Genomic DNA, 25,485 nt, shown 5'->3' with positions numbered 1-25,485 from the left:
ACCCCCGCGTGAGCGGGGAGGTTTTCTTCTCGTAACACTGCCACGCCCCATCTCATTCCATGACACGTGGTCCGAGTCGCGAGACGATTTCGTCCCAGTAGCCGGGCAGGGCCTTCCAGGGGGAATCCGCGCAGGTCCGCCCCTCAGGATGGGCCGTACGGTCGGTGAAGTAGATCGTGCCCGCGCCCTGCCAGCGGGCGATCCTCAGCGCTTCCCCGAGATGGCGGCGGGGGACGCCGTGCACCTGGTGGCAGAACCGTTCGGGCGGATACCCCGCCGTCCACTCGGCCACCTGTGACCAGCGGTAGTCCGCCCACGAGCCGCGGAAGGTCACCAGCTGATCGGCGAGCTCCATATAGCCCTCATGCGGGTGGATGCCCTGGCCGAGGACCAGATACGCCCCGCCCAGCAGCGCCCGCAGCGTGGCCACCGTACGGCGGACGTCCGGCAGACCGGGGCGGTCCACCGGGCAACGGTCCAGACAGAAGCCGTCGACCTGGTACCAGTCCAGAAAGTGGTTCGCGTCACTGATCAACTCGCCGAAGGGGCGGGTGCCGCACCGCAGATCGAGGTGGCCCAGCACCCGTACGCCCGTGGCGCGCAGCCTCGACGCCGCCGTAAGGCAGTGCGGATCCCTGCTCGTGCCGGGGCCGCGGGAGACATTGAGGACCGCCCAGTGCAGGGGCGTGCCGGGGCGGGTGAGCTCGGCCCACTCGGTGGGCGCGACCAGGGGGTGGGCGTAGCCGGGCACGCCGAAGCCCAGCCGGTCGGCGATGGCCGGGGCGTCCTGCGAGGGGCCCGCGGGGATCAGATGCGACATGCCGCCTCCATCCAGATGTCGGCGAGGGACTCCTCCAGCGGAATCCGGGAGCGCCAGCCGAGCCGGTCGCGGGCGGTGCGCACATCGGCCTGCTGCCAGCTGCCGCAGCCGTCCGGATAGGGATAGGTGGTCGCGTTGCCTGAGCCTCCCGGGATGCCGCCGTGCTCGCCCGCCGTCTGGGGGTGAGCGGGCGCGTGGCCGTGGGCGGTGGCATGGGCGTGGGCCGTGCCATGGGGATGAGCGGGCGCCGGGATATGGCCGGCGGCGGCCGGGACGCGCCCCGGCGGGCCGTCGATCTCGTGCAGGGCGCCGCCGAAGCCCGCGACCCTGGCGAGCACGGAGGCCGCCTCGCGCAGCCGTACGGCGCGCCCGCTGCCGATGTTGACGACACCCTGCGCGGCCGACAGCGAGGCCGCGTGGACCGCCCGCGCCACGTCCCGTACGTCCACGAAGTCGCGCTGCACGCCGAGGCCGCTCAGCTTGAGCTCGCTCTCCCCGGACTGCATCGCGCGCCGCATCGCCTCGGCGAGCCGCCCCAGCGGCGAGCCGGCCGGAGTGCCGGGCCCCACGGGCGAGAAGACCCGCAGCACCACCGCGTCAAGACCGGAGCCCAGCACCAGCTCGGTCGCGGCCAGCTTGCTCACGCCGTACGGGCCGCCGGGGCGCGGCACGGCGTCCTCGGCGGTCGACGAGCCGGGCTGCGAGGGCCCGTACTCGGCGGAGCAGCCGATCTGGACGAGGCGGGCGCCGCAACCGCTGCGGCGCAGCGACTCGCAGACGGTGGCCACGGCGACGGTGTTGTGCCGGGTGAGCTCGCGCGCCCCGCCGCGGGTCGCCCCGGCGCAGTTGATCACGACGCCGGGGTGGACCGCGTTGAGGAAGCGGGTGAGCGCCCCGGGGCTGCCGTTGGAGAGGTCGAACCGCACATCGGCGTCATCGCCGCGCCCGAGCGCGGTGAGCTGGACGGCGGGGTCGGCAAGCAGGTGTTCGGCGACATAGCGGCCGAGAAATCCGCCGGATCCGAGCAACAGGACTCTCATCGGTCGCGCCTCCCCGTGCGGGCGCGCTGATCGGTCGTGTCGCAGCTCATGTGGTTGCTCCTCGGACTCATTTAAGGGGGAAGGACGGGGGGTGGCGGGTTCGGTGGGCGCCTTACGGGGCGCGGTTCGGGGCGGTGCCGGTGGCAGGGGCGGTACGGGCGGTACGCGCGCCGGGGCCGCCGTGGGCGGAGGCCCGGCACAGGGCGCCGAACGCGTGGATCAGCAGCGCGAGCGCGGCGGCGCCGCAGGCGGCCGCGGGGATGGCGGCCGTGCCGTGGGCGGCGGTCAGCCGTGCCACGGGCGCGCCGAGCGGCGCGGCGCCCGGCAGCCGGGCGGCCGCGGCCGTCGCCAGGGCCACGGCCTGGACCGCGCAGGCGGCGGCGATGCCGATGAGCGCGGCCCTGCGGAAGCCGTGGACGGCGAGCAGCCGGGCGAGGAACAGCAGCCCGCAGAGGGCCAGGACGGCCGCCTCGGCCATCGAGGGCGGCGTGGCGACGGGAGGTGATCCGGGTACCGCGAGCCGGGCCGCGAGCACCAGAGCCGCCAGAGCGCAGAGGAAGGCCGTCACCACGCCCGCGAACATCGGGCGCACCGCCGCCGCGAACTCCTCAAGACCACGGCTGACCGCCAGCTGGCGGCGCGCCCTTACGGCGAACCAGCGGGCACACCACGCGGCGGGCGCGACGGCCAGGGCGAGGAGGGTGGCGGCCTGCGTCGCGGGCGCCGCTTCGTAGGGGCGGCGCCCGTCGAGGAACCCCGTGAGCAGCCAGTCCCCGACGGCGGCGTAGCCGAGGAGCCAGCCGGCGCCGAGGACGTAGGCGATACGGCCCCCTCGTCCGCTCCCATGGACACGCAGGGGCCCGCGGCGCAGGCACAGCCACAGGGCGATGACCGTCAGGGCGGCGCCGCCCGCGCCCACGACGAGGCCGACGGTGGCGTCCTTACGGATGGCATCGACGCGGAGGGCGGCGAAGGCGGTCGCCGCGGACAGGGCGCCCGGCAGCAGCCACAGCACCCCGAGCGCCATGCGCGCCGCCGGTGCGCGCCCCGGCGCGGGGACGGCCGGGGGCGCGGGCTCCTCGGCGCGCGGCACCCGGGCGTACAACTCCTCGGCGAGCGAGAAGACATCGCGGTGCCGGAAGCGGGCGGCGGTGCGGTCCGTCACACCGTGGGCCTCCAGCCCGGCGGCGATCTCCAGCGGATCGACGGCGCGGGCGCACAGGTCGTGGTGGTGGTGCATCAGCGCCCGCACCGGATCGGCGGGCCCCCGCCGCCCCTTCCCCTGCCCCCTCCCGGCGCCGGTGCGCGCGGATGCCTCGTCCGGCCGCCGGGAGACCGGCACCCGGACCTCGGACAGGGCACCGAGGCCGCGGTCGGAGGAGGCCGGATCGAACCGGCCGTTCCACCGGGGAGGCGTGGTCATGCGCCCTCCTCGGACGGCCGCGGGCCCACGCCCAGCGGCTCACGCGGCGGTGGGGTGGCCCAGGTGGGGGTGTGTTCCGGGGCGGAGCGGGAGGCGAGCGGGCCGGGCAGCCAGTGGCCGAAGCCGTCGCCGTCGCGACCCGCGGTCCAGCGCCCCGGGACATGGGCCTCGGCGGGGCGGGCGAACGGCAGCGGGCCGCCGCCCTCACCGACCTCCTCGCGCCGCACCGGGCAGTGCGACATCAGCTCCAGATAGATCCCGCGGAAGGCCGCGACGTTCTGCTCGACGGTGAAGAGCTCCAGCGCACGGGCGCGCGCGGCGGCGCCCAGGCGTGCGCAGCGCTCGGGGTCGCCCAGCATCGCCAGGCAGGCGTCCGCGAGCGCCCGCGGATTGCGCGGGGGTACCACGAGCCCGGTGCCGCCGATGACCTCGCACACCGCGCCCACATCCGTGGACACCGTGGCCCGGCCGCAGAACATCGCCTCGACCAGTCCGACCGGGAAGCCCTCGACCACGCTGGACAGCACCACGATGCCGCCGGCCCCATAGGCGTCGGCCAGGGTCGGCACCTCGGGGTCGCCGAGCCGCTCGAAGGAGACCGGGTTGTCACCGGCGGAGTGGGCGTCCGCCGCCTCGTCGGGGAAGAGATGCTCGGCCAGCGCCCGGCAGTGGGCCGGATAGCCGTCCGTCTGCGGTTCCTCGCCGCGCCGGGTCTCGATGATCCTCAGCCGGGCGTCCGGCTGCCACCTGCGCACCTCCGCGAAGGCGTGCAGCAGGGCGATGACGTCCTTGGAGGGCTCGATCCGGCCCACCCACACCAGCGTCCGGTCGTCGCCGCCTGACGGGGCCGCACCCTGCTCGCCGACCTCCGCGAAGCGGGCGGCGTCCATGCCCGGGTAGACGGTGCGCAGCCGCTCCCGCTCGGCGCCGCACCGCTCCTGCCAGCGGCGCGTATGCGTATTGCCCGGGGTGATCAGATCCGCCCGGGCGTACGCCTCGGCGGCCAGCCGGCCGTGGAACCCGGCCAGCAGGGTCCGTACGGGCCCGGGGAGCGGCCGCCCGCCCGCCGCGCCTGCCGCGCCCGCCAGATAGCACTCGCGCAGCCGTGCGCCGTACTCGGTGAGCAGCAGCGGTGTGCCGAAGCGGCGCTTGGCCAGCAGCCCGGGGAGCACCGCCGCGCCGCCGGTCGCGGCGTGGCACAGATCCACTCCGGACAGCCCCGGATCGCCTCCGGCGCCGTCGCCGTACCAGTCGAGCGACAGCGGGCGCAGCGCGCGCTCCAGCACCTCGGTGACGGTCAGCAGATCGGCGACCCGCACCTGGTGGGTGCCGTGGGGCGCCCCGAGGGTGCGGCAGGCCCGCTCCAGCGTCCTTACGGCGTCCTCGGAGCGGAGCGCGGCGGGTAGTCCGCCGTACTCCCCGGCGAGCTCCGCGAGGCCGTGGAGACCATTGGCGAAACGGTCCGCCTCGGCAGTGGAGCGGCCGGGCACACCGGAGCCATGGGGCGCGCCGGAACCGTAAGGCGCGCTGATCGCCGCGGCCAGCTCCCCGAAGTGCTCGGCGAACCGCCGCCGCTGCCGACGGCCGCCCCACCCGCCCCGCCGGCGCTCCGGCTCGCCCCACAGCGGCGCGGTGCGCACCAGGCCGACGTGGCGCGGCAGATCGCGCCGGCCGCCGGCCTCCTGGCCGGGGCCGCGGCTGAGCGCGTACACCTCGAACTCATGCTGGGCGAGCCCGCGCACCAGCCGGTCGCACCACACCCGCGCATCACCGATCGCATACGGATAGCCACCCTCCGTAAGCAGTCCCACGCGCATGAGCGCACCCCCGATCTCCCAAACGGGCCGTCGAACTGCCGCCGTCACCGGCGGCGGCCGCCGTCAGGCAGCGGGAGCACGTTATGCGCGCAGAGCCCCGGCGCGACGGACGGTTGTCCGTCGCACCACCGGAAGGGGTGAACGCACGTGACCTATCGGGAATTCAGGCGTTGCGACGCGCTATATGGGCCGGTGCGGGGCCGTCAGCCCTTGGGGAACGGCCAGGCGTTGGGCCGGCAGGTGGCGCCGTCCGTCGACAGGAACTTGGTCTGCTGCATCATCACCGGCGCCAGCGCGCCCTGCTTGGAGCAGATCTCGTGGTTGTGGCCGAGACGGTGGCCGACCTCGTGGTTGATGAGCATCTGGCGGTACAGGTGCATCTTGTCGTCGCCATAGGTCCTGGCGCCCTGCGCCCACCGATAGGCATTGATCATGACGCGCTCGGTGGACGCCGAGTCGCAGGAGACGTTGTCCTCGGTGGTGTCGAGGCCGGACTTGGCACACCACACCGCCGTGGTCCCGGGGCTCGCGAGCGTGATGACGAAGTCCGCATGGCCGGACGAGACCCGCTCGAAGGTGCGAACGCCGCCGTGCGCCCAACTGCGGTCGTCGTTGAGCGTCTTGTGCACGGCCTCGGCGAACAGCTCGCCGTCGAGCGGCAGCCCCTTCTCCACATCGACGCGGTAGCGCATCACCTGGCCCCGGCCGGGGGCCTTGTCGTGCCCACCGACGGCCTGGAAGGAGCCGGAGCCGCGCAGCTTGGCGTCGAGCGGGAAGACGGTCGCCATCTTCGCGTCGTAGGTGACGGGGGCCGGCGGGCGCGCCGAGCGGGCCGCCCCGCGGCCGTCGTCGGCGCGGGAGTCGGGGGCGCCACGGGAGTCGGCGTCGCCGCGCTCCGGGCCGCCCCGGGCCTGCGTCTTACCGCCGCTGTGCGGTCCGCTCGCGACCTGTCCGGCCACCACGACGGCCAGCACGGTGGTCACGGCCGCGGCGGCGACACCGGTGAAGGTGCGCCCTTTACCGCTCTTGGTGACGCCGCGCGCCCCCTTGCCCCCGGGCCCCGTCTCGTCGTCGTCCGGTCCGCTCCCGCCGTCGCCGCCGGAGCCGCCGCCGATCCCGTCGGAGGGGGTGGCCGCTCCGCGCGTACGGCGCTGCGGGGGGACTCCGCCCGGCGCCCCTGCGGCGAAGACGTCATCGCCGTCGCAGTCCAGGGCGTCGGGGGTGTCGAACGCCTCGACGTACTCCTTGCGCGGGCCGGGCATCAGACCGGCCGCGCCGCCCGTGCCGCCCGTGGTCGGGCGCTGCGGCGGGTTCATGGTGCGCATGCCGTAAGGGGGTCGCCGGCCGCCGGGAGCGCCGGGGCCCCCGGCCCCGCCCGGACCGCCGCCGCGGCCACCGACCGCGCCCCAGCCGCCGCCCGCCTCGCGCTGCTCGGGATGCCCGCCCCTGGTGCGTGCCGCGGGGCCGCCCGCTCCGTAGGGCAGCCTCGGCACGCCCTGCGGCGGGGTCACGGCGGGATCCACGGCACCCGGCCCCGCCGCGGCGCGGCGCCGTCCGGTGCCCGGTCTGTCGTCCTCCGGGGCCGTGCCGGATGCGATGTGCTCGACGAACTCGGGGCCCGAGCCGTGCCCCTGTCCGGAGCCCGCCGCCGCGGACCGGCGCTCCCGGCCCTCCTGGCTGCCACGTGCGCTGTGTTTACCCACGCGCCGCACCGCTCCCGTCCGCGCCGGACGCCGGTAGGGCCTCCCGCGCCTTCCGGCTGTCCCGGTCATCTCGTTCTTCAACGCCATCGAGCAGCTCGCGCATCCCGCGCGCCACCGCTTCGGGATACTCCATCATCGCCACATGCCCGGCGTCCAACAGCGTCAGCAGACGCGAGTCGCGGAAGGTGGCGTTCGCCCGCTGCGCCATCCTCACGGACACCAGTTGGTCGCGGCCGCCATAGACGAGCAGCGTCGGGGCGAGCACCCGCTCGGCCTGGCGCCACAGAGAGTGCTGGCCGCCCAGGGTGTACGAGTCAACGACACCCCGTGCCGAGCGGCTCAGCGCGTCCCAGAAATACGGGAGGGCGAGCCGGCGCTCGAACTCCTCGACCGCGTAGGCGAAGTCCTCTCGGCTGACAAGAGACGGGTCACCGAAAGTGAGGAACATCACTTCGCGGGTGCGCCGCTCCGCGTCCCAGTCCCTCGTCATGCGGGTGAACAGCCGGGTCACCCCGGGCACCGCGAGCAGACCGGTCGGCACCGCCGTGCGCTGCGGGCGCAGCTCGGGCAGCGCGGGCGAGACAAGAGTGAGGGTGCGCACCAGATCCGGCCGCACCGCCGCGACGCGTGTGGTGATCGCGCCGCCCATCGAATTGCCGACGAGATGGACGGGCCCGCGATCCCGCGCGTCGAGATAGCGGATCACGGCACGGGCATGGCCGGTTATGGAGTAGTTGCCGTCGTCCGGCGGCGGGGAGTCGCCGAAGCCGGGGAGGTCGAGCGCCTCGCCCTCCACCCGGTCGGCCAGCAGCTCCATGAGCGCCGACCAGTTCTGCGAGGAGCCGCCGAGGCCGTGCACGAAGAGCGCGGGCGGCAGCCCGGAGGCGGACGGCGGACGGCAGCGCACGGTCATCGTGAGCCCCGGAAGGGAGGCGGTCCGCAGCTTCTCACCCGCTCCGACCCGCACGGACCTCGCGGGCGGCACCGCCGCGACGATGCGGGCTTCCGGCGGCTCGGTCGAAGACATGCGCCAATGTTACGAGACGATCACGCGCGCGACCGTGTGTTCGCGCTCACAGACCGCGTAGCGTCCGAAAGTGACCTCTCCTAGGCTCGTAAGTCACAGGGGCGATCGCCTCGCCCCTGGGTAGTCGCCAGTGGGTAAGCCGTCAGCAGGACGCCCACCACGGGTGGCCGTCAGTGGCAACCGCCACAGGGCACAGGGAAGGGGAGTACATGTCCATCGACCCAACCGACCCCGACACCTTCGAGGACTCCGTCGAGAACACCGACGAAACCGCCGTGTACGACGTCGAGGCTCCCGAGGCGGACGCCGCCGAACAACATCGCGAGGTGATCGCCCGCCGCGACGAACCGCCCAGGACGGACGAGTTCGTGGAAGCCAACGAGGCCGACCGCGCGGAACAGGCCCGGGTGGTCGAGGTGAACGAGGAGGACTACCGATGACCTGCGTTATTTGTGGGCTTTTCATAGAGTCCGGTCCGTGAAATTCTCCGCACGAACCGCGCGCCGCGCTGTTACCGAAAAGTACGATGGCGGACGCGATGGACATCGCGCATAGGGATCATTCATTGGGAGGCGGCGTGACAGCCATCGAGCAGACCGAGGCGCGCCCACGGGGTACGCGCCTTCCGCGCCGAGCCCGACGTAATCAGCTCCTGGGGGCCGCTCAGGAGGTCTTCGTGGCCCAGGGCTACCACGCGGCCGCGATGGATGACATCGCCGAGCGCGCCGGGGTCAGCAAGCCGGTGCTCTACCAGCACTTCCCGGGCAAGCTGGAGCTCTATCTGGCCCTGCTCGACCAGCACTGCGAGTCCCTGCTGCACGCGGTGCGCACCGCGCTCGCCTCGACCACCGAGAACAAGCAGCGCGTCGCGGCGACCATGGAGGCGTACTTCGCCTACGTCGAGGAGGAAGGCGGCGCCTTCCGGCTCGTCTTCGAGTCCGATCTGACCAACGAGCCCGCGGTGCGCGAGCGCGTGGACCGCGTCTCGCTGCAGTGCGCCGAGGCGATCAGCGAGGTCATCGCCGAGGACACCGGGCTGTCCAAGGACGAATCGATGCTGCTGGCCGTGGGCCTCGGCGGGATCTCCCAGGTGGTCGCGCGCTACTGGCTCTCCAGCGAGAGCGAGGTGCCGCGGGAGTCCGCTGTGCAGTTGCTCACCTCGCTGGCCTGGCGCGGTATCGCGGGCTTCCCGCTGCACGGGTCCGAAGGCGGTCACTGAGCGCCGGGGCGCCCTTTCCGGCCACGCGGGCGCGGGGCCGCGGTAGCCGCGAGCGCTCGGGGCCGCTGAGCGCTCAGGCCCCCTGGGCCCTCGGGGTCGCGAGGGGGCGTGTTCGCGGCGGCGGGTGTGTTCGCTTCTGGCGTGCGCCCGCGGCCCCCGGCGGGTGTCCCGGCACGGCTAGTGTGTGCTGGGTACAGCGCGGATGGCCGCGCTACCCCAAATGACCGTCGGAGGGACAAGGCCGTGGAGGTCAAGATCGGCGTGCAGCACGCGCCCCGCGAGATCACCTTGGAGAGCGGGCAGTCTGCCGAGGAGGTCGAGCGCCTGGTGGCCGAGGCGCTCGGCGGCAAGGCTCAGGTGCTGATCCTGGAGGACAGCCACGGCCGCAAGGTCCTGGTCCCGGCCGACCGGCTCGCCTACATCGAGCTCGGTGAGCCGAGCGCCCGTAAGGTCGGTTTCGGCGCGGCCTGACGTATTCAGCCGACAGCGGCGGGGTTTGGTGGAACATTCCACCAAACCCCGCCGCTGTTTGTGCGCGCGCTCGCACGCCCCCGGCACTCCGGGCACCACAGACCGCCCCCGTGGGCAGGGTTGCCCCCGGTCGGGCGCGGGTAGGACGGGTCCGACCGACACGTGATCACGTGTCGGTTCCGATCCGCTTACGGGAAGGACGCGCCAATGCTGTTCTGGGAAGCGCTCGCCTCGGTACTGATCGGTCTCGTCATCGCGTACGGGGCGCTCCACCGGCTCCCCCGAAGGCTGCCCGCGCGGCGCCTCGTCCTGGCCACCGGCCCCGCCGCCGCGCTGCTGGGCGCTCTGCTGACCCATACAGTGCTGGGCTCCGGGCACACGGCGCCCGTGCTGCTCGTCGCGCTCGGCTTCGCCGCTGCCCTGCTGTCGCTGCTCATCCGCCCCGCCAGGACGCGCCGCCGGCGTTCGGTCACGGCGTAGGCCCTGCCCGGCCGCTTTTCGCGGGCCCGCGAAGAGCCGGCACGGCGCCCCCGGCTTTCGCCGGGAGGCGCCCCACGCACCGGACGCGCGGGCCCCGCGGCGTCGGCCGCTGAGGTCACAGGCGCGAAGATCCCCGCCGTAAGGGTCTAGGCGGCGAGTCCCAGGGCGGCCATCCGCTTGGTGTGGGCCTCGGTGATCCGTGAGAACATCCGGCCCACCTCCGCCAGGTCGAAGCCGTCCGCCAAACCGCCGACCAGCATCGTGGAGAGCGCGTCGCGGTCCGCGACCACCCGCTGGGCCTGCGACAGCGCCTCGCCCATCAGCCGCCGCGCCCACAGCGCCAGCCGCCCGCCGACCCGCGGATCGGCCTCGATCGCGGCACGCACCTTCTCGATCGCGAACGAGGCGTGGCCGGTGTCGTCGAGCACCTGGAGCACCAGATCGCGGGTGTCGGAGTCCAGCCGGGCCGCGACCTCACGGTAGAAGTCACTGGCGATCGAGTCGCCCACGTACGCCTTGACCAGGCCCTCCAGCCAGTCGGACGGCGCGGTCTGGCGGTGGAACCCGTCCAGGGCCGCCGCGAACGGCTCCATCGCCGCCGTCGGCTCCTCGCCGACCGCCGAAAGCCGGCCCCGAAGCCGCTCGAAGTGGTGGAACTCGGCGGACGCCATCTTCGCCAGCTCCGCCTTGTCCTCGAGGGTGGGCGCCAGCTTGGCGTCCTCCGCCAGCCGCTCGAAGGCGGCCAGCTCGCCGTAGGCGAGGGCGCCGAGCAGATCCACCACGGCGGCCCGGTACTGCGGATCGGCGGCCGCCGTGTCCCAGTTCTGGGCGGCGATCCCGGTGGGCTCCGGGGCCTTCTCCCCGCTGCCCTCCCCCGAAGCTGCGTGGTCCCCGGCGGGCGTCTCAGGCGTGTCAGGCGTCTCCATGGAGCGCACAATAGCCCGCTCCGCGCCCCGGGGAAGGCCCTGGTCAGCCATGCCCACGGATGCCCCGCATCGGACTGCCCGGTCACAGATGCGTGCTTCCGGGGTACAGTGATAAATGCGCCCGTCGAGTATCGGCGGGTTGTTCCACGAATGCGGATGCCCGGTCGGTGGCCCGATCGGCTCCAAACCCGACCGCCCTCCGCGCGGCGCGCATCACCTATGCGCACGGCAGGAGGGACCCGCTCGCGGCGTGAGCGCTCGAGCGAAGGCCGTGGTCCCGCGCCGAACCGGCCATCCCCAAGGCCGGTGCACCCGGGCGCCGTGCGACCCCCTTCGCCGCTTCTCGCCGCGTCTCACAGAAGAGGCAAGCATCCTGACCACTTTCCGAGAACTCGGGATCCTCCCCGAGACGGCCGAGGCCCTGGAAGCCGTCGGCATCACGTCCCCGTTCCCCATCCAGGAGATGACGCTTCCGGTTGCCCTCTCCGGCACCGACGTCATCGGCCAGGCGAAGACCGGCACCGGCAAGACGCTGGGCTTCGGCCTGCCCCTGCTGGAGCGCGTTGTCGTCTCCGCGGACGTCGAGGCGGGCCGGGCCAAGCCCGAGCAGCTGACCGACGCCCCGCAGGCGCTCGTGGTCGTCCCCACCCGCGAGCTGTGCCAGCAGGTGACCAACGACCTTCTGACCGCCGGTAAGGTCCGCGCGGTCCGCGTCCTGTCGATCTACGGCGGCCGCGCCTACGAACCGCAGGTCGAGGCCCTGAAGAAGGGCGTCGACGTGGTCGTCGGCACCCCGGGCCGGCTGCTGGACCTGGCGGGCCAGAAGAAGCTGCGGCTCTCCTCCGTCAAGGCGCTCGTCCTGGACGAGGCCGATGAAATGCTCGACCTGGGCTTCCTGCCCGACGTCGAGAAGATCATCCAGCTGCTGCCCGCCAAACGCCAGACGATGCTCTTCTCGGCCACCATGCCGGGCCAGGTCATCTCGCTGGCCCGGCGCTACATGTCGCAGCCCACGCACATCCGAGCCACCGCGCCGGACGACGAGGGCGCGACCGTGGCCAACATCACCCAGCATGTCTTCCGCGCCCACTCCTTGGACAAGCCGGAGGTCGTGGCGCGGGTGCTGCAGGCCGACGGCCGCGGCCTCGCGATGATCTTCTGCCGTACGAAGCGGACCGCCGCCGATATCGCCGATCAGCTCGCGCGCCGAGGCTTCGCCTCCGGCGCGGTCCACGGCGACCTCGGCCAGGGAGCGCGCGAGCAGGCGCTGCGCGCCTTCCGCAACGGCAAGGTCGACGTGCTGGTGTGCACCGACGTCGCCGCGCGCGGCATCGACGTCGAGGGCGTCACGCATGTGATCAATTACCAGTCGCCCGAGGACGAGAAGACCTATCTGCACCGCATCGGCCGTACGGGTCGCGCGGGTGCCTCGGGTATCGCCATCACGCTCGTCGACTGGGACGACATTCCGCGCTGGCAGCTCATCAACAAGGCGCTGGACCTGGCGTTCCATGAGCCGGAGGAGACGTACTCCACCTCCGAGCACCTCTTCGAGCTGCTGAACATCCCCGAGGGCACCACCGGTGTGCTCCCGCGTGGTGAGCGCACCCGTGCGGGGCTCGCCGCCGAGGAGATCGAGGACCTGGGCGAGACCGGAGGCCGGGGTGGCCGCGGCCGCCGGGCCGCCGCTCCCGCCGCGGAGGAGCGCCCCCCGCGCAACCGCCGGGTGCGCCGCCGTACCCGCGGCGGTCTGTCCACGGACGGCACGGGCGCCCCGGAGGGCGCGGCGGCGGCCGAGTCCGCCGCCGACACCGCCGAGGGTGCCACCGAGCCCCGTCGGCCCCGCCGACGCCGCCGTACGCGCGGCGGTGCCGCGACGGCCCACCCCGAGGCGGCCACGGCCGCCGTCGACACGGCGGAGGCGGCCCAGCCGGAGGCGGAGCCCGTCGAGGCGTCCGCGAAGCCGCGCCGCCGCCGCACCCGGGGCGCCGCCAGGACCGCCGAGGCGGCGACGGCGGCCGTCGAGACGGCCGAGGGCGCCACGCGGGAGTCCGCGGGCGCCGTCGCCGTCGAGTCGGCACAGACCGCGGTGACGACGGTGGAGGCCACGGAGACTGCCGTAGAGGCACCCACCAAGCCGCGCCGCCGCACCCGCGCCAAGGCCGCCGAGGCGGCCCAGACCGCCGTGGAAACGGCCGAGGGCACGACGGACGCGGTGAAGGCCGTCGAGACCGTCGAGGCGCAGTCGGAGGCCGTGGAGGCCCCGGCCAAGCCGCGCCGCCGCACCCGCGCCAAGGCCGCCGAGGCCGTGGAGACGGCCGAGGGCACCGCCGAGGCGGCCACGCCCCGACGCCGCACCCGCGCCGCCACCAAGGCCGACACCGCCGACGCACAGCCGGAGACGGAGGCCACCGAGGCCCCCGCCAAGCCGCGGCGCACCCGCGCCAAGGCCACGAAGGCCGCGGAAGCCGCTGTCGACACGGCCGAAGGCACCGTCGAGGCCACCGACGCCGCCGAAGCAGCCAAGCCGCGCCGCCGTACGCGCGCCAAGACCGCGGACGCCGCGCAGGCGGCCGTGGAGACGGCCGAGGGCACCGCCGAGGCGGCCACGCCCCGACGCCGCACCCGCGCCACCGCCAAGGCGACCGCCGACGCACAGCCGGAGACGGAGGCCACCGAGGCCCCCGCCAAGCCGCGGCGCACCCGCGCCAAGGCCGACACGGCGGCACCGGCGGTGGACGAGGCCGAGGCCGCGCCCGCCAAGCCCCGGCGCCGTACGCGCGCCAAGGCCGCCGAGGCCGCGGCCGAGGGCTGACGCACGACCGCGCCACAGCGCATGGCCAGGGGCCCGTTCCGCGACACCGCGGGGCGGGCCCCTGGGCGTTCACGTACCGTTTCCCGCGACCTGTATAGCCTCATCCCATGAGCAGGCCGCCCTTTCTCACACTGCCCGCGGGCGCCCGTGCGTACCGCCTCCGGACCGCGCGCGGGGAGTTCGCCGTCCATGACGCGCGGCCCGCTTCGGCCGCGTGCGGGACCGTCCTGCTGGTCCCGGGGTTCACCGGGAGCAAGGAAGACTTCATCGCGCTGCTGGAGCCGCTCTCCTCGGCCGGCTTCCGGGTCGTCGCCATCGACGGGCGGGGGCAGCACGAGAGTCCCGGCCCCCGTAAGGAGGCCGCGTACGCCCAGGACGAGCTGGCTAAGGACCTGCTCGCGCAGGCCACCGCCCTGAGCGCGGCGACCGAGGACCCGGTCCATCTGCTCGGGCACTCGCTCGGCGGGCTGATCGCGCGGGCGGCCGTACTGCGCGACCCGGGGGCGTTCGCCTCGCTGACGATCATGAGTTCCGGCCCGGCGGCCATCTCCGCCCCGCAGTGCGCCCGGATCAAGCTGCTGATCGACGCGCTGACCGTGATGGACATGGAGTCCGTATGGCAGGCGATGCGCGAGCTGGATCCGCCCGAGGCGGCCGACGCGGCGACACCGCCCGGGGTGGCGGAGTTCCTGCATCAGCGCTGGCTCGGGACCGTACCGGAGCAGCTGATCGTCACCGGACGGCAGCTCTCCGATGAGCCGGACCGGGTCGATGAGCTGGCGGCGCTGCGGCTGCGTACCCATGTGCTCTCCGGTGAGTCGGACTACGCCTGGCCGGTGCCGCTGATCGACGAGATGGCCAAACGGCTGGCCGCCCGCCGGACCGTGATCGAGGGCGCCGGGCACTCCCCAACACCGAGCGGGCCCATCCCACCGCCGACGCCCTGGTCTCCTTCTGGCGCGACGCGGGCTGAGCGACGCGGGCTGAGCGACGCGGGCTGACCGACGCGAGCCGAGCGACGCGGGGCCGCGCCAAAGGCGGCTCGGAAGCGCTCCGAAAGGCTCAGTACTGCGCCTGCAGATGCTCCCAGAAGCCGTCCCGCAGGGCGCGCCGCAGATCGGCGTGGGCACGCAGCGAGAGCCGCAGCAGCCCCTCCGCGTCGATCAGCAGCTCCTGGTCCACGGAGCCGGGCAGATACGGATGGCCCGGCAGCAGCTCCGCGAGCGTCTCGCGGCCGCGTGCGGACAGCCACTGGGCGGCGATCTGCGCCCCGACGAAGCGCACCTCGTCCCGGGTCGGGGCGGGCCCGCACAGCGGCGAGTCGCCGTTCAGCTCGTAGCCGGTGGCCCGCCGGGTGACGTACGGCTTGCAGAAGTCGAGGTCGAAGGTGCGCTGGCTGTCGACCTCCCACAGCAGCGGCTCGGCCTGGTTGCGCCCGTCGAGGGCCTCGATGCCCCACAGGTGGACGCGTGCGCCGTAGCCCTGGGCCGCCTCGACGGCGGAGACCAGGTCCTCGTCGCCGCCGATCAGCACGGCGTCGCCGATGGCGCGGTGGCGGGCGAGGGATTCCAGGTCGGAGCGGATGAGCGAGTCGACGCCCTTCTGCTGGTTGTTGGCGTTGAGGTTGCCGAGCCGGACCTTGACGTCGGGCAGTTCCGCGATGCTCTGCTGCTCCGGGGTGTGGATCCGGCGCCGGGCGCCGTCGAACCAGTAGACGCGCAGCAGCCTGCTGTCGGGGAAGATCGTGCGCGCCTTGTCGATGAACGCCTCGATGAGCCCCTCGGCGTCCAGCTCGAACGCCCGGCGGTCCTCCGTGCCCGCGACGAGCCGGCCGGCGGCCGCGTAGACATACCCCGCGTCCACGAAGATCGCGTGCGTCGAGGGCGTGGTCGCGACCTCGGCGAGCACGCGTTGCAGCAGCTCGTTGGTGCGCTCGATGCCCGCGACGATCGAGGCGAGGTCTGGTTGGCCCGGAGGCATCGCTTCACTCATACGCGGTTCATTCTCCGGGCGGCCGTGTGAGGGGCACAACCGGACCCCGCGCTGGCCACCAGCAGATACTTAGGCTGCGAAAAAATTTTATTAGCGTAGGGAATGTTTCTGGGGGCCCCTCTCGTTGAACACGTACAGGAGGGCGCGGCAGCGAAGCTGCGCGACTCCGTACACATCAGTTCTCCTTCAGGAGGATCAGACGAAGGGAGAAGCCACTTGCGCTTCGAGATCATGCGCCTTGACGATGTCGATGGAAATGCCATCGAGAGCACCGTCGTAGACGCCGCCTCCGTCAACCGGATCGTGCAGCAGGCCGCCGCTATCGGCCAGCGCATCTACATCCGTCCAGCCGAGACCGCCGCCCGGTAGTGCCGTAAGGCCCGCCGGCAGCACAGAGCGTCGAGCGCCCCCGTACCGCGACGGTACGGGGGCGCTTGTGGCATCTCAGGCGGTATGGGCCACCTGGAGGACCCCGTTGATGATCTGCTGGACCGCGATGGCGGAGAGCATCATCCCGGACAGCCGGGTGACCAGCACCACTCCCCCTTCCTTGATCACGCGAATGATCAGCAGCGAGTAGCGCATGGTGAGCCACAGCACGACATGCATGGCCACGATCGCGGACCACACCGCCACCTGATCGGCGAGCCCGGGCGCGTGCTGGACGGCGAGGATCACCGAGACGATCGCGCCCGGCCCGGCCAGCAGCGGCATGCCGAGCGGGACGAGCGCCACATTGACGTCCTTGGTCTGGCTCGGCTCGTCGCTCTTACCGGTCAGCAGGCTGAGCGCGATCAGCAGGAGCAGCAGCCCGCCCGCGATCATCAGCGCGGGGACGGAGACATGCAGATAGTCGAGGATCTGCTGACCGCCGATGCCGAAGACGGCGATGACGCCGAAGGCGACGGCCGCGGCCTGGCCCGCCATCCTGCGCTGCACCTTGGCCGGACGGCCCGAGGTCAGCGCGAGAAAGATGGGTGTGATGCCCGGCGGGTCCATGATCACGAAAAGGGTGAGGAAGAGGGAGCCGAAGACGGCGACGTCGAACACGGTGAATGGCCTTGCGGGGACGGGCAGCGGTGCGCCGCTGATGCGGTACGGGAAATGGAGGGAAGGCGGGGAGAAGGGAAGCCGGGAGGAGGGGAGGGACGGCGGGAGGGGCGTGCTCAGCCGCCCGCGCCCGGCACCGGGAAGGCGCCGGTGGCCCGGCGCACGATCTCCCCGTAGACCTCGGGATCGGTCGTGTACTCGCCGAGCCGACAGGTCTTACGGCTGCCGTGATAGTCGCTGGAGCCGGTGGCGAGCAGACCGAGCTCGGCGGCGAGGCCGCGCAGCCGCGCGCGGGTGTCCTCGTCGTGGTCCATGTGGTCGACCTCGATACCGTCGAGACCCGCCGCCGCCAGCTCGCCGATCGCGCTCTCGGGTACGCACTGGCCCCGCTTGACGGCCCGCGGATGCGCGAAGACCGCGACCCCGCCGGCGCCCTTGATCAGCCGGATCGCCTCGAAGGGGTCCGACTCGTGCTTCGCCACATGCGCCCGGCCGCCGTCGGCCAGCCAGTCCTGGGTGAAGGCGTCCGAAACGCTCTCCACGACGCCCAGCTCGACCAGCGCGGTGGCGATGTGCGGCCGTCCGACGGCTCCGTCCCCGGCGATCTCCGCCACCCGCTCCCAGGTGATCGGCACGTCCAGCTCGCGCAGCTTCGCGACCATCGCCTGGGCCCGGGGCACCCGGTCGTCACGCACCAGCTCGCGCTCGGCCGCCAGCTCGGGCTCGCCCGGGTCGAAGAGGTACGCCAGCATGTGCAGGCTCACCCCGTTCAGGCGGCAGGACAGCTCGGCGCCGGTGACCAGGGTCAGCCCGGAGGGCAGCGCCCGCGTCGCCTCCGCATAGCCGCCGACGGTGTCGTGGTCCGTGAGCGCGACGACGTCCAGCCCCGCGGCGGCGGCATTGCGCACCAGCTCGGCGGGGGTGTCCGTACCGTCCGAGGCAGTGGAGTGGGTGTGCAGATCGATGCGCACGGCACGGGCTCCAAGCTGCGTTCGGGACGGACCGGTGGGACGCCCCAGCATAACCACGCCCGAAGATGCCCGGGTCAGCGCCCCTTGACCTGTGCTGAAGCCGCCACCAGCGGCGAGGCTCCGACGGTAGGACTTCGGCCGCGGGGCGGATCAGGGCGAGAGCAGCCTCGGTGAGAGCGCCCCGCAGGGGACCAGGTCGACCTCGGCCCCCGCGTCCCGCAGATCGGTGAGCACCATCTCGTCGTACATCAGCAGCCCGGTCTGCTCGGGCCAGACGACCGCCCACAGCCACAGCCCGCACGCCTCGCCCGCGAAGACGGCGCGGTCGTCCGGGGTGCCTTCGACATGCCACAGCGGGGTGGGCCGCCCGGCGGCCAGCACCTTGACGTGCGGCGGCTTGTCGACCCGCATCCCCGGCCCCGGATCGGGCCCCGGGATGCCCGCGAAGCGCGCGCCGAGCCCGACGCCCAGCTCCTCGGCGATCAGCAGCAGCTCCCCCGGGCCGCCCAGCGGTCCCGGGCCGGAGCAGGCCACGGCGGTGGCCCGGCCGCCGCTACGGTCGTCCCCGGCACAGGCCACACCGGTGAACAGCCAGCCCACGGGCAGCGGCCACGGCATCCATACGGGCACCCGGGCGCGGTTGGTGACCACCACGAGCGCTTCGACGCTCGGCGGAACGACCGGCTGTTGAGGGTGCACCGTGCCGTGCACTCCGCACTGCCAGGAGTCGGCGAAGAGACCGGGTGCTCGCACCCGGCCACCGCATTTCGGGCAACTGGGTTCGCCCCTCATAGGCCCCCACGGTCCTCCCCGGTCGTCGTCGCGTCAAGGACGATCACCCGTCCGGAGGGCACTTCCCGCAGGAGTTCCCGTCCGGCGTCCCGCAGACGTTCCCGTCCGGCGCCCCGCCCGGGAGGGACGGGCCGTCGCCGCCGACGTTCTCCGGGCTCCGGAGACCCCGCGACCGACGTCCTGACGGCCCTCAGCCCGTCAGCGGCACCTCGGATCGCACCGGGTCGCGCAGATCCGTACCGTGCCGCAGCCAGCGGTCCTGGAGGGCGCCGGCGCCGTGCACCCGCTTCCACGCCGCCTCGTTCGCGGTCATCGGCAGCATCGGCAGGAAGCGCACCGGCTCCATCGGCTCCAGCAGCTCCAAGTCCTCGACCAGACCGCCCGGTTCGGCGACCAGGACGGAGCTGAAGGACGCCCCGGGCCACAGCGGCCCGCCGAGTTCCAGCGACGCGCCGGGGGTCACCACGACCCCCTCGACCTGAGGAGAGGCGGCCAGCACGGCGAGCGGGCGGAGCACCTCGTCGAGGATGGCCAGGTCGGGGCCGCGGCCGCCGGCCCGTACGGTCAGCACCAGCTCGGCGCGCGGCCCGCGCAGGGGGTCGGCGACGGCGGCGGTCGGGCTGGTCATCGGATGGTCCGACATGCCGAGAGTGGCGTAGCGGATCACATCGCTCTCGTCCCGGAATCGCAGCACGTCAATGCGGTCCGTACCGACGAAAGTGATAGCGGCGCGGGCGTCCGGCTCGCCCAGCGCCGTGATCAACCGGGCCTCGACCAGCTGAAGAACGTCTGACATGCGGTGAGCATAGATCGCGTATCGAACGGGCAAAGCGGCGACGTAACGCTTCTGCCGACTGATAGCCTTAATCCCTGCCCAGGGAGTTACACGTCGTCCCTCATGGGGGACCGGCCGGAGGAGGTGGGGCTGCGGTGGATCCTAGTCGACCGTGCAGTACCGACAGTTCTCCCGTCGTTTCCCGTTGGTATGCGAATCCATGATCTGAAGCCTTCCGTACCCCGCCCCCGGCGGTGAAACACGCGAAGCCATCTCGCATCCAGGGCATCTGACGGTAGAGCGCCTTCGTACCGCTTTGTTCAGTTCCGCGAACTTCCGTCAGCGCCATCGCACGGAGCGCCGCCCGCTTTGCGGACGTACGGGCACCGGGTGTCGTACGTCCACCTTCCGGGCGCAGCGCTGCGCCGCGCGCCCGCCGCTGACGGCCGGCCCGTGAAGGAGCCCGTCATGTCGATGATCCGTGACCTGCGTGCAGCCGTCCGCCCCGCCCTGCGCCGGGGCCGTACCTCCAGCGAGTACGACGCGACGCGTGACCCGTCGGTCACCAGCGCCGTGGTCGACTGCGGGGTCTACCGCGACGGCAAGCGGGTCAGCGACCACGTGAGCCCGGCGAAGGCCATGGAGCGGGTCCGCGAGGAGGGCGGATTCGCCTGGATCGGGCTGCACGAGCCCACCGAGCGCGAGTTCGCGGGGATCGCCCAGGAGTTCGGGCTGCACCCACTGGCGGTCGAGGACGCGGTGCAGGCCCATCAGCGGCCCAAGCTGGAGCGGTACGACGACACCCTCTTCACCGTCTTCAAGACCATCCACTACGTCGAGCACGCCGAACTCACCTCGACCAGCGAGGTGGTGGAGACCGGTGAGGTGATGTGCTTCACCGGCCGGAACTTCATCGTGACCGTGCGGCACGGCGGCCAGGGCTCGCTACGCGCCCTGCGCCACCGGCTCCAGCAGGACCCCGAGCTGCTCGCCAAGGGCCCCTCCGCGGTGCTGCACGCCATCGCCGACCAGGTCGTCGACGGCTATCTCGCGGTCGCCGACGCGGTCCAGGACGACATCGACGAGGTCGAGATCGATGTCTTCTCGGCCGCGACCTCCCGGCGGGGCGGCGACGCGGGGCGGATCTACCAGCTCAAGCGCGAGGTCCTGGAGTTCAAGCGGGCCGTCTCGCCGCTGCTGCGGCCGATGCAGCTGCTGAGCGAGCGGCCGATGCGGCTGGTGGACCCGGACATCCAGACCTACTTCCGGGATGTCGCGGACCATCTGGCGCGGGTCAACGAGCAGGTGCTGGCCTTCGACGACCTGCTGAACTCGATCCTCCAGGCCAATCTGGCGCAGGCCACGGTCGCGCAGAACGAGGACATGCGGAAGATCACGTCCTGGGCGGCGATCTTCGCCGTGCCGACGATGATCGCCGGGATCTACGGCATGAACTTCGACTACATGCCGGAGCTGCGCTGGAAGTTCGGCTACCCGACCGTGCTCGTCGTCACCGTGGGCATCTGCTTCGCGATCCACCGCGGCTTCAAGCGCAACGGCTGGCTGTAGGGACAACGGCCGACCGCACGGCCGGACCGCGAGCGGACGGAGGCCCCTGTCGGCCGGGCCCGTCCGAGGTGGCCTTCATCGGCCTGGGCGGGGCTTCCTGCCGTCCGCCATGATGACCAGCGCGAGCCCGCCGAGGATCACCGCGAGCGCCGGGTAGGCGGCCACGGGCGGCATCTGGCCCAGCCACAGGGCCGCGATCAGGGCCGCCCCCGGCGTCTCCAGCAGGATCGCGGTCGAGGTGATGGAGGGGCCGAGACCCTTGACCACCCGGTTGATGAGGGTGTGCCCCAGCAGTTGTGCGGTGACCGTCAGCACGGCGAGCTGCAGCCAGGTGGTGCCGCTGTAGCCGCCGAGCCGCGCGCCCGCCACCAGGCAGGTCAGCAGCAGGAGCACGCTGGTGGTGGCGTAGCAGACATAGGCGTACGCGGTGGTGCTCACCGAACGGCGCACCTCCGCCCCGAGCAGCACATACCCGGCCGCCGCCACCCCGCCCAGCAGCGCGAGCGCGTCGCCCAGCAGGGCGCGCGGGGAAGCGGACAGATCGACGCCGGTGAGGATCACCACGCCGAGGATCGCCAGCCCCATGCCCAGCCAGGCGAGCGTGGGCAGGCGGTGGCCGCGCAGCCGCAGCAGCAGCGCCGTCCAGACGGGGGTCGTGGTCACCAGCGCGGTCGAAGAGGCCACGGAGGTCATGTGCAGGCTCGGCAGCCAGGCCCCGAAGTGCACCGCGAGCAGCGCCCCCGCCCCGACCGACAGCAGCGCCGCCCGGCGGCCCATCCCGCGCAGCTCGCCCCGGTGGCGCCACAGCGCGAACGGGGTGAGCGCGCCCACCGCCATGGCGTTGCGCCAGAAGGCGATGGCGAGCGCGGGCGCCACCGTCGCGGCGGCCAGCGGCGCGGAGAGCGAGACACCGGCGATGGCGACCGTAAGGAGCGCGATGTCGACGGGAACGCCACCACCGGGACGGCCGCCGTCGCCGGGTGCGGCGGGGGCGGTGGTGTGGGCTGGGGTGCGCGCGGCGCGGGCGGTGGGCACGGCGCCAGCGTAAGGCGCATGAGCAGGCGACGGAACTGACATTTCACAGGCTGGGACGGGTGCCCGACTGGCCTAGGCTGTCGGCATGACGCAGACGCCGATGGACCGTGCCCTTGTCGAGGAGGCGGCCAAGAAGTCCGCCCTCATCTGGGTCCAGGGCACCGAGGGCGCCCCGCGCGCCCTGTGGCACATCTGGCACGAGGGCGCGGTCTGCCTCGTCGGGGACGGGCCCCAGGAGCAGCCCCTGCAGGGCCTCGGACTGACCGACGGCGCAAGCGCCACGGTCACTGTGCGCAGCAAGGACAAGGGCGGGCGCCTGGTCGGCTGGCCCGCGCGGGTGGTCGAGCTGGCCCCGGGGAGCGAGGCGTGGACCTCGGTGGTCGACGAGCTCAAGGGCAAGCGGCTGAACGCGCCGGACGCCGACCGCATCGCGGAGCGCTGGGCGTGCGAATGCCGGGTGCTGCGGCTGGAGCCCGCGCCCGGAGCGCTCGCCGAACACCCCACCGGCTCCCTGGCGGCGACCCCGCTGCCGTCCCCGGCGACCACCCGCCGGCCGATCCCGGCGGCGCTCCCAAAGCTGCTCGCCCGCCGCAAGAAGCGCGCCCGTGGCGCCCGTAAGGACGCGTCGTAGCTGTTCGTAGCTTCTGACGCCGGGTAAGGCCGCGTCCTGGGTCCGCACCCGTAAGGCCGCGGTCCAGCCCTGACGCCCGCCGTAAGGACGCGCCCTGGCTTCAAGGACGCGCCCTCGCCCTTACGGCCGTGCTCGCGGCTACAGCGCCCGTAGGGCCGACTACGGCGTCTCCGGGATCTGCTGCCCGTAGTCGAGCACATGGCCCTTCTCCGGGGCGGCGAGCTTGAAGCCCTTGTTCCAGTCTGCGAGCTGGATCACGCCCGCGCCGCCCGCCCGCTGCAGCCGCAGCGGATAGGGCCGGCCCTCCAGGGAGACATCGAGCGATCCCCCCTCACCGGCCTTGCCGGCGCTGATGCGGATCGTCCGTACGCCGTCCACCTGCCCGTGGTCGCCGGTGGCGACCTTGCCGTGCAGCCCGAGCAGCCCGTCCAGCAGCAGCTTCATATCGGTGAAACCGCTGAGCCGCTGGTAGGAGGGGTCGCCGGAAGGGACCTTCACATACTTGTCGTCCAGCTTCCCGGCCGCGTCGGCCGCGCCGCTGTGTCCCTCGTCCCCGCCGTCGTGGGACCAGAAGCCCGCGTCGGCCTTGAGGTAGAGCTCCTTGCCGACGCGCAACAGCTCGAAGCTGGAGCCCTTGGTGGAGACCTGGCCCGTGCCGCCGTCGGCCTTGAGCCGCATGTTCAGCTTGTAGGTGGCTCCCTGGGTGACGAGCGTGCCGGAGAGCCGCACCGAACTCGCGCCGGCGACCGCCTGACGGACCTTGCTCTCGATCTTCGTGGCGGGGAGCTTTCCCACGCCGTTCGTCCCCGCGTCGGGGTCCTTTTCCCCACCGCCGCCGCCACACGCGGCGAGCGTGGCGGCCAACCCCGCGCACATCGCCGCAACGACAGCCCTGTTCCGGGTGCGCACGTCCGCTCTGCCTCCTGATGCCGGTGCAGTAGGGCAGCGTACCGGTGCCGTCCCGCGGTGTCCGCAGGGTGCCGTACCGCCCTCGCCCGGCGGCAGGGCAGGTGCGGGCACGTTAGCCTGAACCCGGTGAAGAGCGGATCATTACGTTGAAGCACCACAAAGCCCCATATACGAGGGGAGGCAGGGCATGCCGGCAGGCGCCCCCCGGGTCTTCGTCTCGCATCTCGCGGGCGTCGCCGTCTTCGACCCGAACGGCGACCAAGTGGGGCGGGTGCGCGATGTCGTGGCGATGCTGCGGCTGGCCGGCCGCCCGCCGCGAGTGCTCGGCCTGGTGGTCGAGGTGGTCGGCCGCCGCCGGATCTTCCTGCCCATGACGCGGGTGACCGGTGTGGAGTCCGGTCAGGTCATCACCACCGGTGTGCTCAACATGCGCCGCTTCGAACAGCGCCCCACCGAGACCCTGGTCCTCGGCGAACTGCTCGACCGCACGGTGCACCTGGTCGAGACCGGCGAGCCGGTGACGGTCCTCGACGTGGCGATGACCCAGCTGCCCGCGCGCCGGGAGTGGGAGATCGACAAGGTCTTCGTGCGCCGCGGCAAGACCGGCGCGCTGCGCCGCCGCGGCGAGGCGCTGACCGTGGACTGGTCGGCGGTCACCGGCTTCTCGCTGGAGGAGCAGGGCCAGGGCGCGGAGAACCTGCTGGCCACCTTCGAGCAGCTGCGCCCCGCCGATCTGGCCAATGTGCTGCACCACCTGTCCGCCAAGCGCCGGGGCGAGGTGGCGGCGGCCCTGGACGACGAGCGGCTCGCGGACGTCCTGGAGGAGCTGCCCGACGACGACCAGGTGGAGATCCTCGGCAAGCTCAAGGAGGAGCGCGCGGCCGACGTCCTGGAGGCCATGGACCCCGATGACGCGGCCGACCTGCTCTCCGAGCTCCCCGAGCCCGACAAGGAGCGGCTGCTGGACCTGATGCGCCCGCGCGACGCGGCGGACATGCGGCGGCTGATGTCGTACGAGGAGGGGTCGGCGGGCGGTCTGATGACGACCGAGCCGATCGTGCTGCGCCCGGACGCCACCATCGCGGACGCCCTCGCCCGGGTGCGCAACCAGGACCTGACGCCCGCGCTCGCCGCCCAGGTCTATGTGTGCCGCCCGCCCGACCAGACACCCACCGGCCGCTATCTGGGCACCATCCACTTCCAACGGCTGCTGCGCGACCCGCCGTTCACCCTCGTCGGGGCGTCCGTCGACACCGATCTGCCGACGCTGCCGCCGGACACCCCGCTGCCCGTCATCGCCGGCCATCTGGCCATCTACAACCTGCTCGCGGCGCCCGTCGTGGACGAGACCGGCTCCCTGCTCGGCGCCGTGACGGTCGACGACGTGCTGGACCATCTGCTGCCCTCCGACTGGCGGGAGCGCGAGCTGTACGCCGGGATGGCGCTGCCGGAGGCCGCCGATGGACGGTGAGGGCGTCCGGCTGGACCGGCCCAAGGAGCGGCGCCGCAGCCCGCTGCCGCGCTGGGACCCCGAGGCGTTCGGCAAGGCGTCGGAGCGGATCGCGCGCTTCCTGGGCACCGGGCGGTTCATCGCCTGGATGACCGCCTTCGTCGCCTTATGGCTGGCCTGGAACATCCTGGCGCCGCCGCGGCTGCGGTTCGACCCGTTCCCGTTCATCTTCCTGACGCTGATGCTCTCGCTCCAGGCGTCGTACTCCGCCCCACTGATCCTGCTGGCCCAGTACCGCCAGGCCGACCGCGACCGCGTCAATCTCGAACAGGACCGCAAGCAGAACGAGAGGTCGATCGCCGACACCGAGTTCCTCACCCGGGAGATCGCGGCGCTGCGGACGGGCCTGGGCGAGGTCGCCACCCGCGACTGGCTCCGCGACCAGCTGGAGGACCTGCGCCGGGAGCCGGACGGCGGACGGAGCGCCCCGCGGCCCGGCGTCCACGGCGAACCCCCGCCCGAGTGAGGAACGTGACCGCCGACGGCCATCCCGCGTCCCGCCCGCGGCGC

The 25,485-nt window shown here is 73.1% G+C and carries 24 protein-coding genes and 1 pseudogene; 11 read left to right on the top strand and 14 right to left on the bottom strand.

The genetic code is table 11. The annotated features are described in order from the left end of the window. Positions 1–52: 52 nt before the first annotated feature. From BLV72_RS22790 to BLV72_RS22765, 6 genes are all read right to left on the bottom strand, one after another. On the bottom strand, positions 53–820 hold the full coding sequence (locus BLV72_RS22790) for a spherulation-specific family 4 protein (protein ID WP_093464508.1): 768 nt from the start codon (positions 818–820) through the stop codon (positions 53–55). After that, the gene (locus BLV72_RS22785; protein WP_093464507.1) at positions 808–1,860 is read right to left on the bottom strand and encodes an SDR family oxidoreductase; all 1,053 of its coding nucleotides are present in this window, start codon (positions 1,858–1,860) and stop codon (positions 808–810) included. The genes BLV72_RS22790 and BLV72_RS22785 overlap by 13 nt, the downstream gene beginning before the upstream one ends. Before the next feature lie 112 nt (positions 1,861–1,972). Continuing rightward, on the bottom strand, positions 1,973–3,283 hold the full coding sequence (locus BLV72_RS22780; protein WP_093464505.1) for a hypothetical protein: 1,311 nt from the start codon (positions 3,281–3,283) through the stop codon (positions 1,973–1,975). Then, positions 3,280–5,100, bottom strand: a complete 1,821-nt coding sequence (locus BLV72_RS22775; RefSeq protein WP_093464504.1) for a DUF3492 domain-containing protein — start codon at positions 5,098–5,100, stop codon at positions 3,280–3,282. The genes BLV72_RS22780 and BLV72_RS22775 overlap by 4 nt, the downstream gene beginning before the upstream one ends. A gap of 203 nt (positions 5,101–5,303) precedes the next feature. Further along, positions 5,304–6,812 carry a DUF3152 domain-containing protein gene (locus BLV72_RS22770; protein WP_093464502.1) on the bottom strand — a complete coding sequence of 503 codons (1,509 nt, stop codon included), beginning with the start codon at positions 6,810–6,812 and terminating at the stop codon, positions 5,304–5,306. After that, positions 6,796–7,830 (bottom strand): alpha/beta fold hydrolase, encoded by a 1,035-nt coding sequence (locus BLV72_RS22765; protein WP_093464500.1) that lies wholly within the window; start codon positions 7,828–7,830, stop codon positions 6,796–6,798. The genes BLV72_RS22770 and BLV72_RS22765 overlap by 17 nt, the downstream gene beginning before the upstream one ends. Before the next feature lie 209 nt (positions 7,831–8,039). Here BLV72_RS22765 and BLV72_RS22760 point away from each other — a divergent pair, with 209 nt between their 5' ends. From BLV72_RS22760 to BLV72_RS22745, 4 genes are all read left to right on the top strand, one after another. Further along, positions 8,040–8,270 carry a hypothetical protein gene (locus BLV72_RS22760; protein WP_093464499.1) on the top strand — a complete coding sequence of 77 codons (231 nt, stop codon included), beginning with the start codon at positions 8,040–8,042 and terminating at the stop codon, positions 8,268–8,270. Between the two features lie 137 nt (positions 8,271–8,407). Further along, on the top strand, positions 8,408–9,049 hold the full coding sequence (locus BLV72_RS22755; RefSeq protein ID WP_093464497.1) for a TetR/AcrR family transcriptional regulator: 642 nt from the start codon (positions 8,408–8,410) through the stop codon (positions 9,047–9,049). A 243-nt stretch (positions 9,050–9,292) separates the two neighbouring features. Further along, positions 9,293–9,520: a DUF3107 domain-containing protein gene (locus tag BLV72_RS22750; protein ID WP_179959813.1), complete on the top strand. Its 228-nt coding sequence runs from the start codon at positions 9,293–9,295 to the stop codon at positions 9,518–9,520. 207 nt (positions 9,521–9,727) lie between these two features. Further along, a complete protein-coding gene (locus BLV72_RS22745; protein ID WP_093464493.1) occupies positions 9,728–10,000 on the top strand; it encodes a hypothetical protein in 273 nt (90 codons plus the stop codon). Between the two features lie 146 nt (positions 10,001–10,146). On the opposite strand, the gene BLV72_RS22740 is transcribed toward BLV72_RS22745, so the two are convergent. After that, positions 10,147–10,935, bottom strand: coding sequence for a ferritin-like fold-containing protein (locus BLV72_RS22740; protein ID WP_425288531.1), 789 nt, complete (start codon positions 10,933–10,935; stop codon positions 10,147–10,149). A gap of 454 nt (positions 10,936–11,389) precedes the next feature. Here BLV72_RS22740 and BLV72_RS22735 point away from each other — a divergent pair, with 454 nt between their 5' ends. Together BLV72_RS22735 and BLV72_RS22730 are read left to right on the top strand one after the other, a co-directional pair. Further along, complete coding sequence (locus BLV72_RS22735) at positions 11,390–13,741, top strand: DEAD/DEAH box helicase (RefSeq protein ID WP_093464489.1); 2,352 nt, start codon at positions 11,390–11,392, stop codon at positions 13,739–13,741. A gap of 107 nt (positions 13,742–13,848) precedes the next feature. After that, positions 13,849–14,714 (top strand): annotated as a pseudogene (locus tag BLV72_RS22730) (alpha/beta fold hydrolase). An 89-nt stretch (positions 14,715–14,803) separates the two neighbouring features. Here BLV72_RS22730 and BLV72_RS22725 read toward each other — a convergent pair. After that, entirely contained in the window at positions 14,804–15,733 is a 930-nt protein-coding gene (locus BLV72_RS22725) for an NYN domain-containing protein (RefSeq protein WP_043235464.1), read from the bottom strand. 216 nt (positions 15,734–15,949) lie between these two features. On the opposite strand from BLV72_RS22725, the gene BLV72_RS48015 reads away from it, so the two are divergent. Beyond that, complete coding sequence (locus BLV72_RS48015; protein ID WP_093464487.1) at positions 15,950–16,102, top strand: hypothetical protein; 153 nt, start codon at positions 15,950–15,952, stop codon at positions 16,100–16,102. A 75-nt stretch (positions 16,103–16,177) separates the two neighbouring features. Here BLV72_RS48015 and BLV72_RS22715 read toward each other — a convergent pair whose 3' ends face one another. The 4 genes from BLV72_RS22715 to BLV72_RS22700 all read right to left on the bottom strand — a co-directional run bounded on the left by BLV72_RS22715 (position 16,178) and on the right by BLV72_RS22700 (position 19,342). Continuing rightward, positions 16,178–16,783 carry a MarC family protein gene (locus BLV72_RS22715; protein ID WP_014054731.1) on the bottom strand — a complete coding sequence of 202 codons (606 nt, stop codon included), beginning with the start codon at positions 16,781–16,783 and terminating at the stop codon, positions 16,178–16,180. 116 nt (positions 16,784–16,899) lie between these two features. Then, the gene (locus BLV72_RS22710; RefSeq protein ID WP_093464485.1) at positions 16,900–17,754 is read right to left on the bottom strand and encodes a PHP domain-containing protein; all 855 of its coding nucleotides are present in this window, start codon (positions 17,752–17,754) and stop codon (positions 16,900–16,902) included. A 150-nt stretch (positions 17,755–17,904) separates the two neighbouring features. Then, positions 17,905–18,546, bottom strand: coding sequence for a DUF6758 family protein (locus tag BLV72_RS22705; protein WP_059145236.1), 642 nt, complete (start codon positions 18,544–18,546; stop codon positions 17,905–17,907). A 190-nt stretch (positions 18,547–18,736) separates the two neighbouring features. Next, the gene (locus BLV72_RS22700) at positions 18,737–19,342 is read right to left on the bottom strand and encodes a suppressor of fused domain protein (RefSeq protein ID WP_093464483.1); all 606 of its coding nucleotides are present in this window, start codon (positions 19,340–19,342) and stop codon (positions 18,737–18,739) included. Between the two features lie 447 nt (positions 19,343–19,789). Between BLV72_RS22700 and BLV72_RS22695 the strand changes: the two genes are divergently transcribed. Beyond that, a complete protein-coding gene (locus BLV72_RS22695; protein ID WP_093464481.1) occupies positions 19,790–20,890 on the top strand; it encodes a magnesium and cobalt transport protein CorA in 1,101 nt (366 codons plus the stop codon). A gap of 75 nt (positions 20,891–20,965) precedes the next feature. Here BLV72_RS22695 and BLV72_RS22690 read toward each other — a convergent pair whose 3' ends face one another. Continuing rightward, positions 20,966–21,925, bottom strand: coding sequence for a DMT family transporter (locus BLV72_RS22690; RefSeq protein ID WP_244320918.1), 960 nt, complete (start codon positions 21,923–21,925; stop codon positions 20,966–20,968). An 85-nt stretch (positions 21,926–22,010) separates the two neighbouring features. Between BLV72_RS22690 and BLV72_RS22685 the strand changes: the two genes are divergently transcribed. Beyond that, positions 22,011–22,556 carry a hypothetical protein gene (locus BLV72_RS22685; RefSeq protein WP_093464478.1) on the top strand — a complete coding sequence of 182 codons (546 nt, stop codon included), beginning with the start codon at positions 22,011–22,013 and terminating at the stop codon, positions 22,554–22,556. Positions 22,557–22,715: 159 nt separating this feature from the next. Here BLV72_RS22685 and BLV72_RS22680 read toward each other — a convergent pair whose 3' ends face one another. Continuing rightward, the gene (locus tag BLV72_RS22680; RefSeq protein ID WP_093464477.1) at positions 22,716–23,465 is read right to left on the bottom strand and encodes a hypothetical protein; all 750 of its coding nucleotides are present in this window, start codon (positions 23,463–23,465) and stop codon (positions 22,716–22,718) included. Positions 23,466–23,652: 187 nt separating this feature from the next. Between BLV72_RS22680 and BLV72_RS22675 the strand changes: the two genes are divergently transcribed. Both BLV72_RS22675 and BLV72_RS22670 read left to right on the top strand, forming a co-directional pair. Beyond that, a complete protein-coding gene (locus BLV72_RS22675) occupies positions 23,653–24,936 on the top strand; it encodes a magnesium transporter MgtE N-terminal domain-containing protein (protein ID WP_093464475.1) in 1,284 nt (427 codons plus the stop codon). Next, the gene (locus BLV72_RS22670; RefSeq protein WP_093464474.1) at positions 24,926–25,441 is read left to right on the top strand and encodes a DUF1003 domain-containing protein; all 516 of its coding nucleotides are present in this window, start codon (positions 24,926–24,928) and stop codon (positions 25,439–25,441) included. Before BLV72_RS22675 ends, BLV72_RS22670 begins: the two co-directional genes overlap by 11 nt. Positions 25,442–25,485 lie beyond the last annotated feature (44 nt).

Source organism: Streptomyces melanosporofaciens (genome assembly GCF_900105695.1).
Taxonomy (GTDB): Bacteria; Actinomycetota; Actinomycetes; order Streptomycetales; family Streptomycetaceae; genus Streptomyces; species Streptomyces antimycoticus.
The sequence above is the reverse complement of the archived record's forward strand: the minus strand, read 5'-3'. Positions and strand labels throughout refer to the sequence as shown.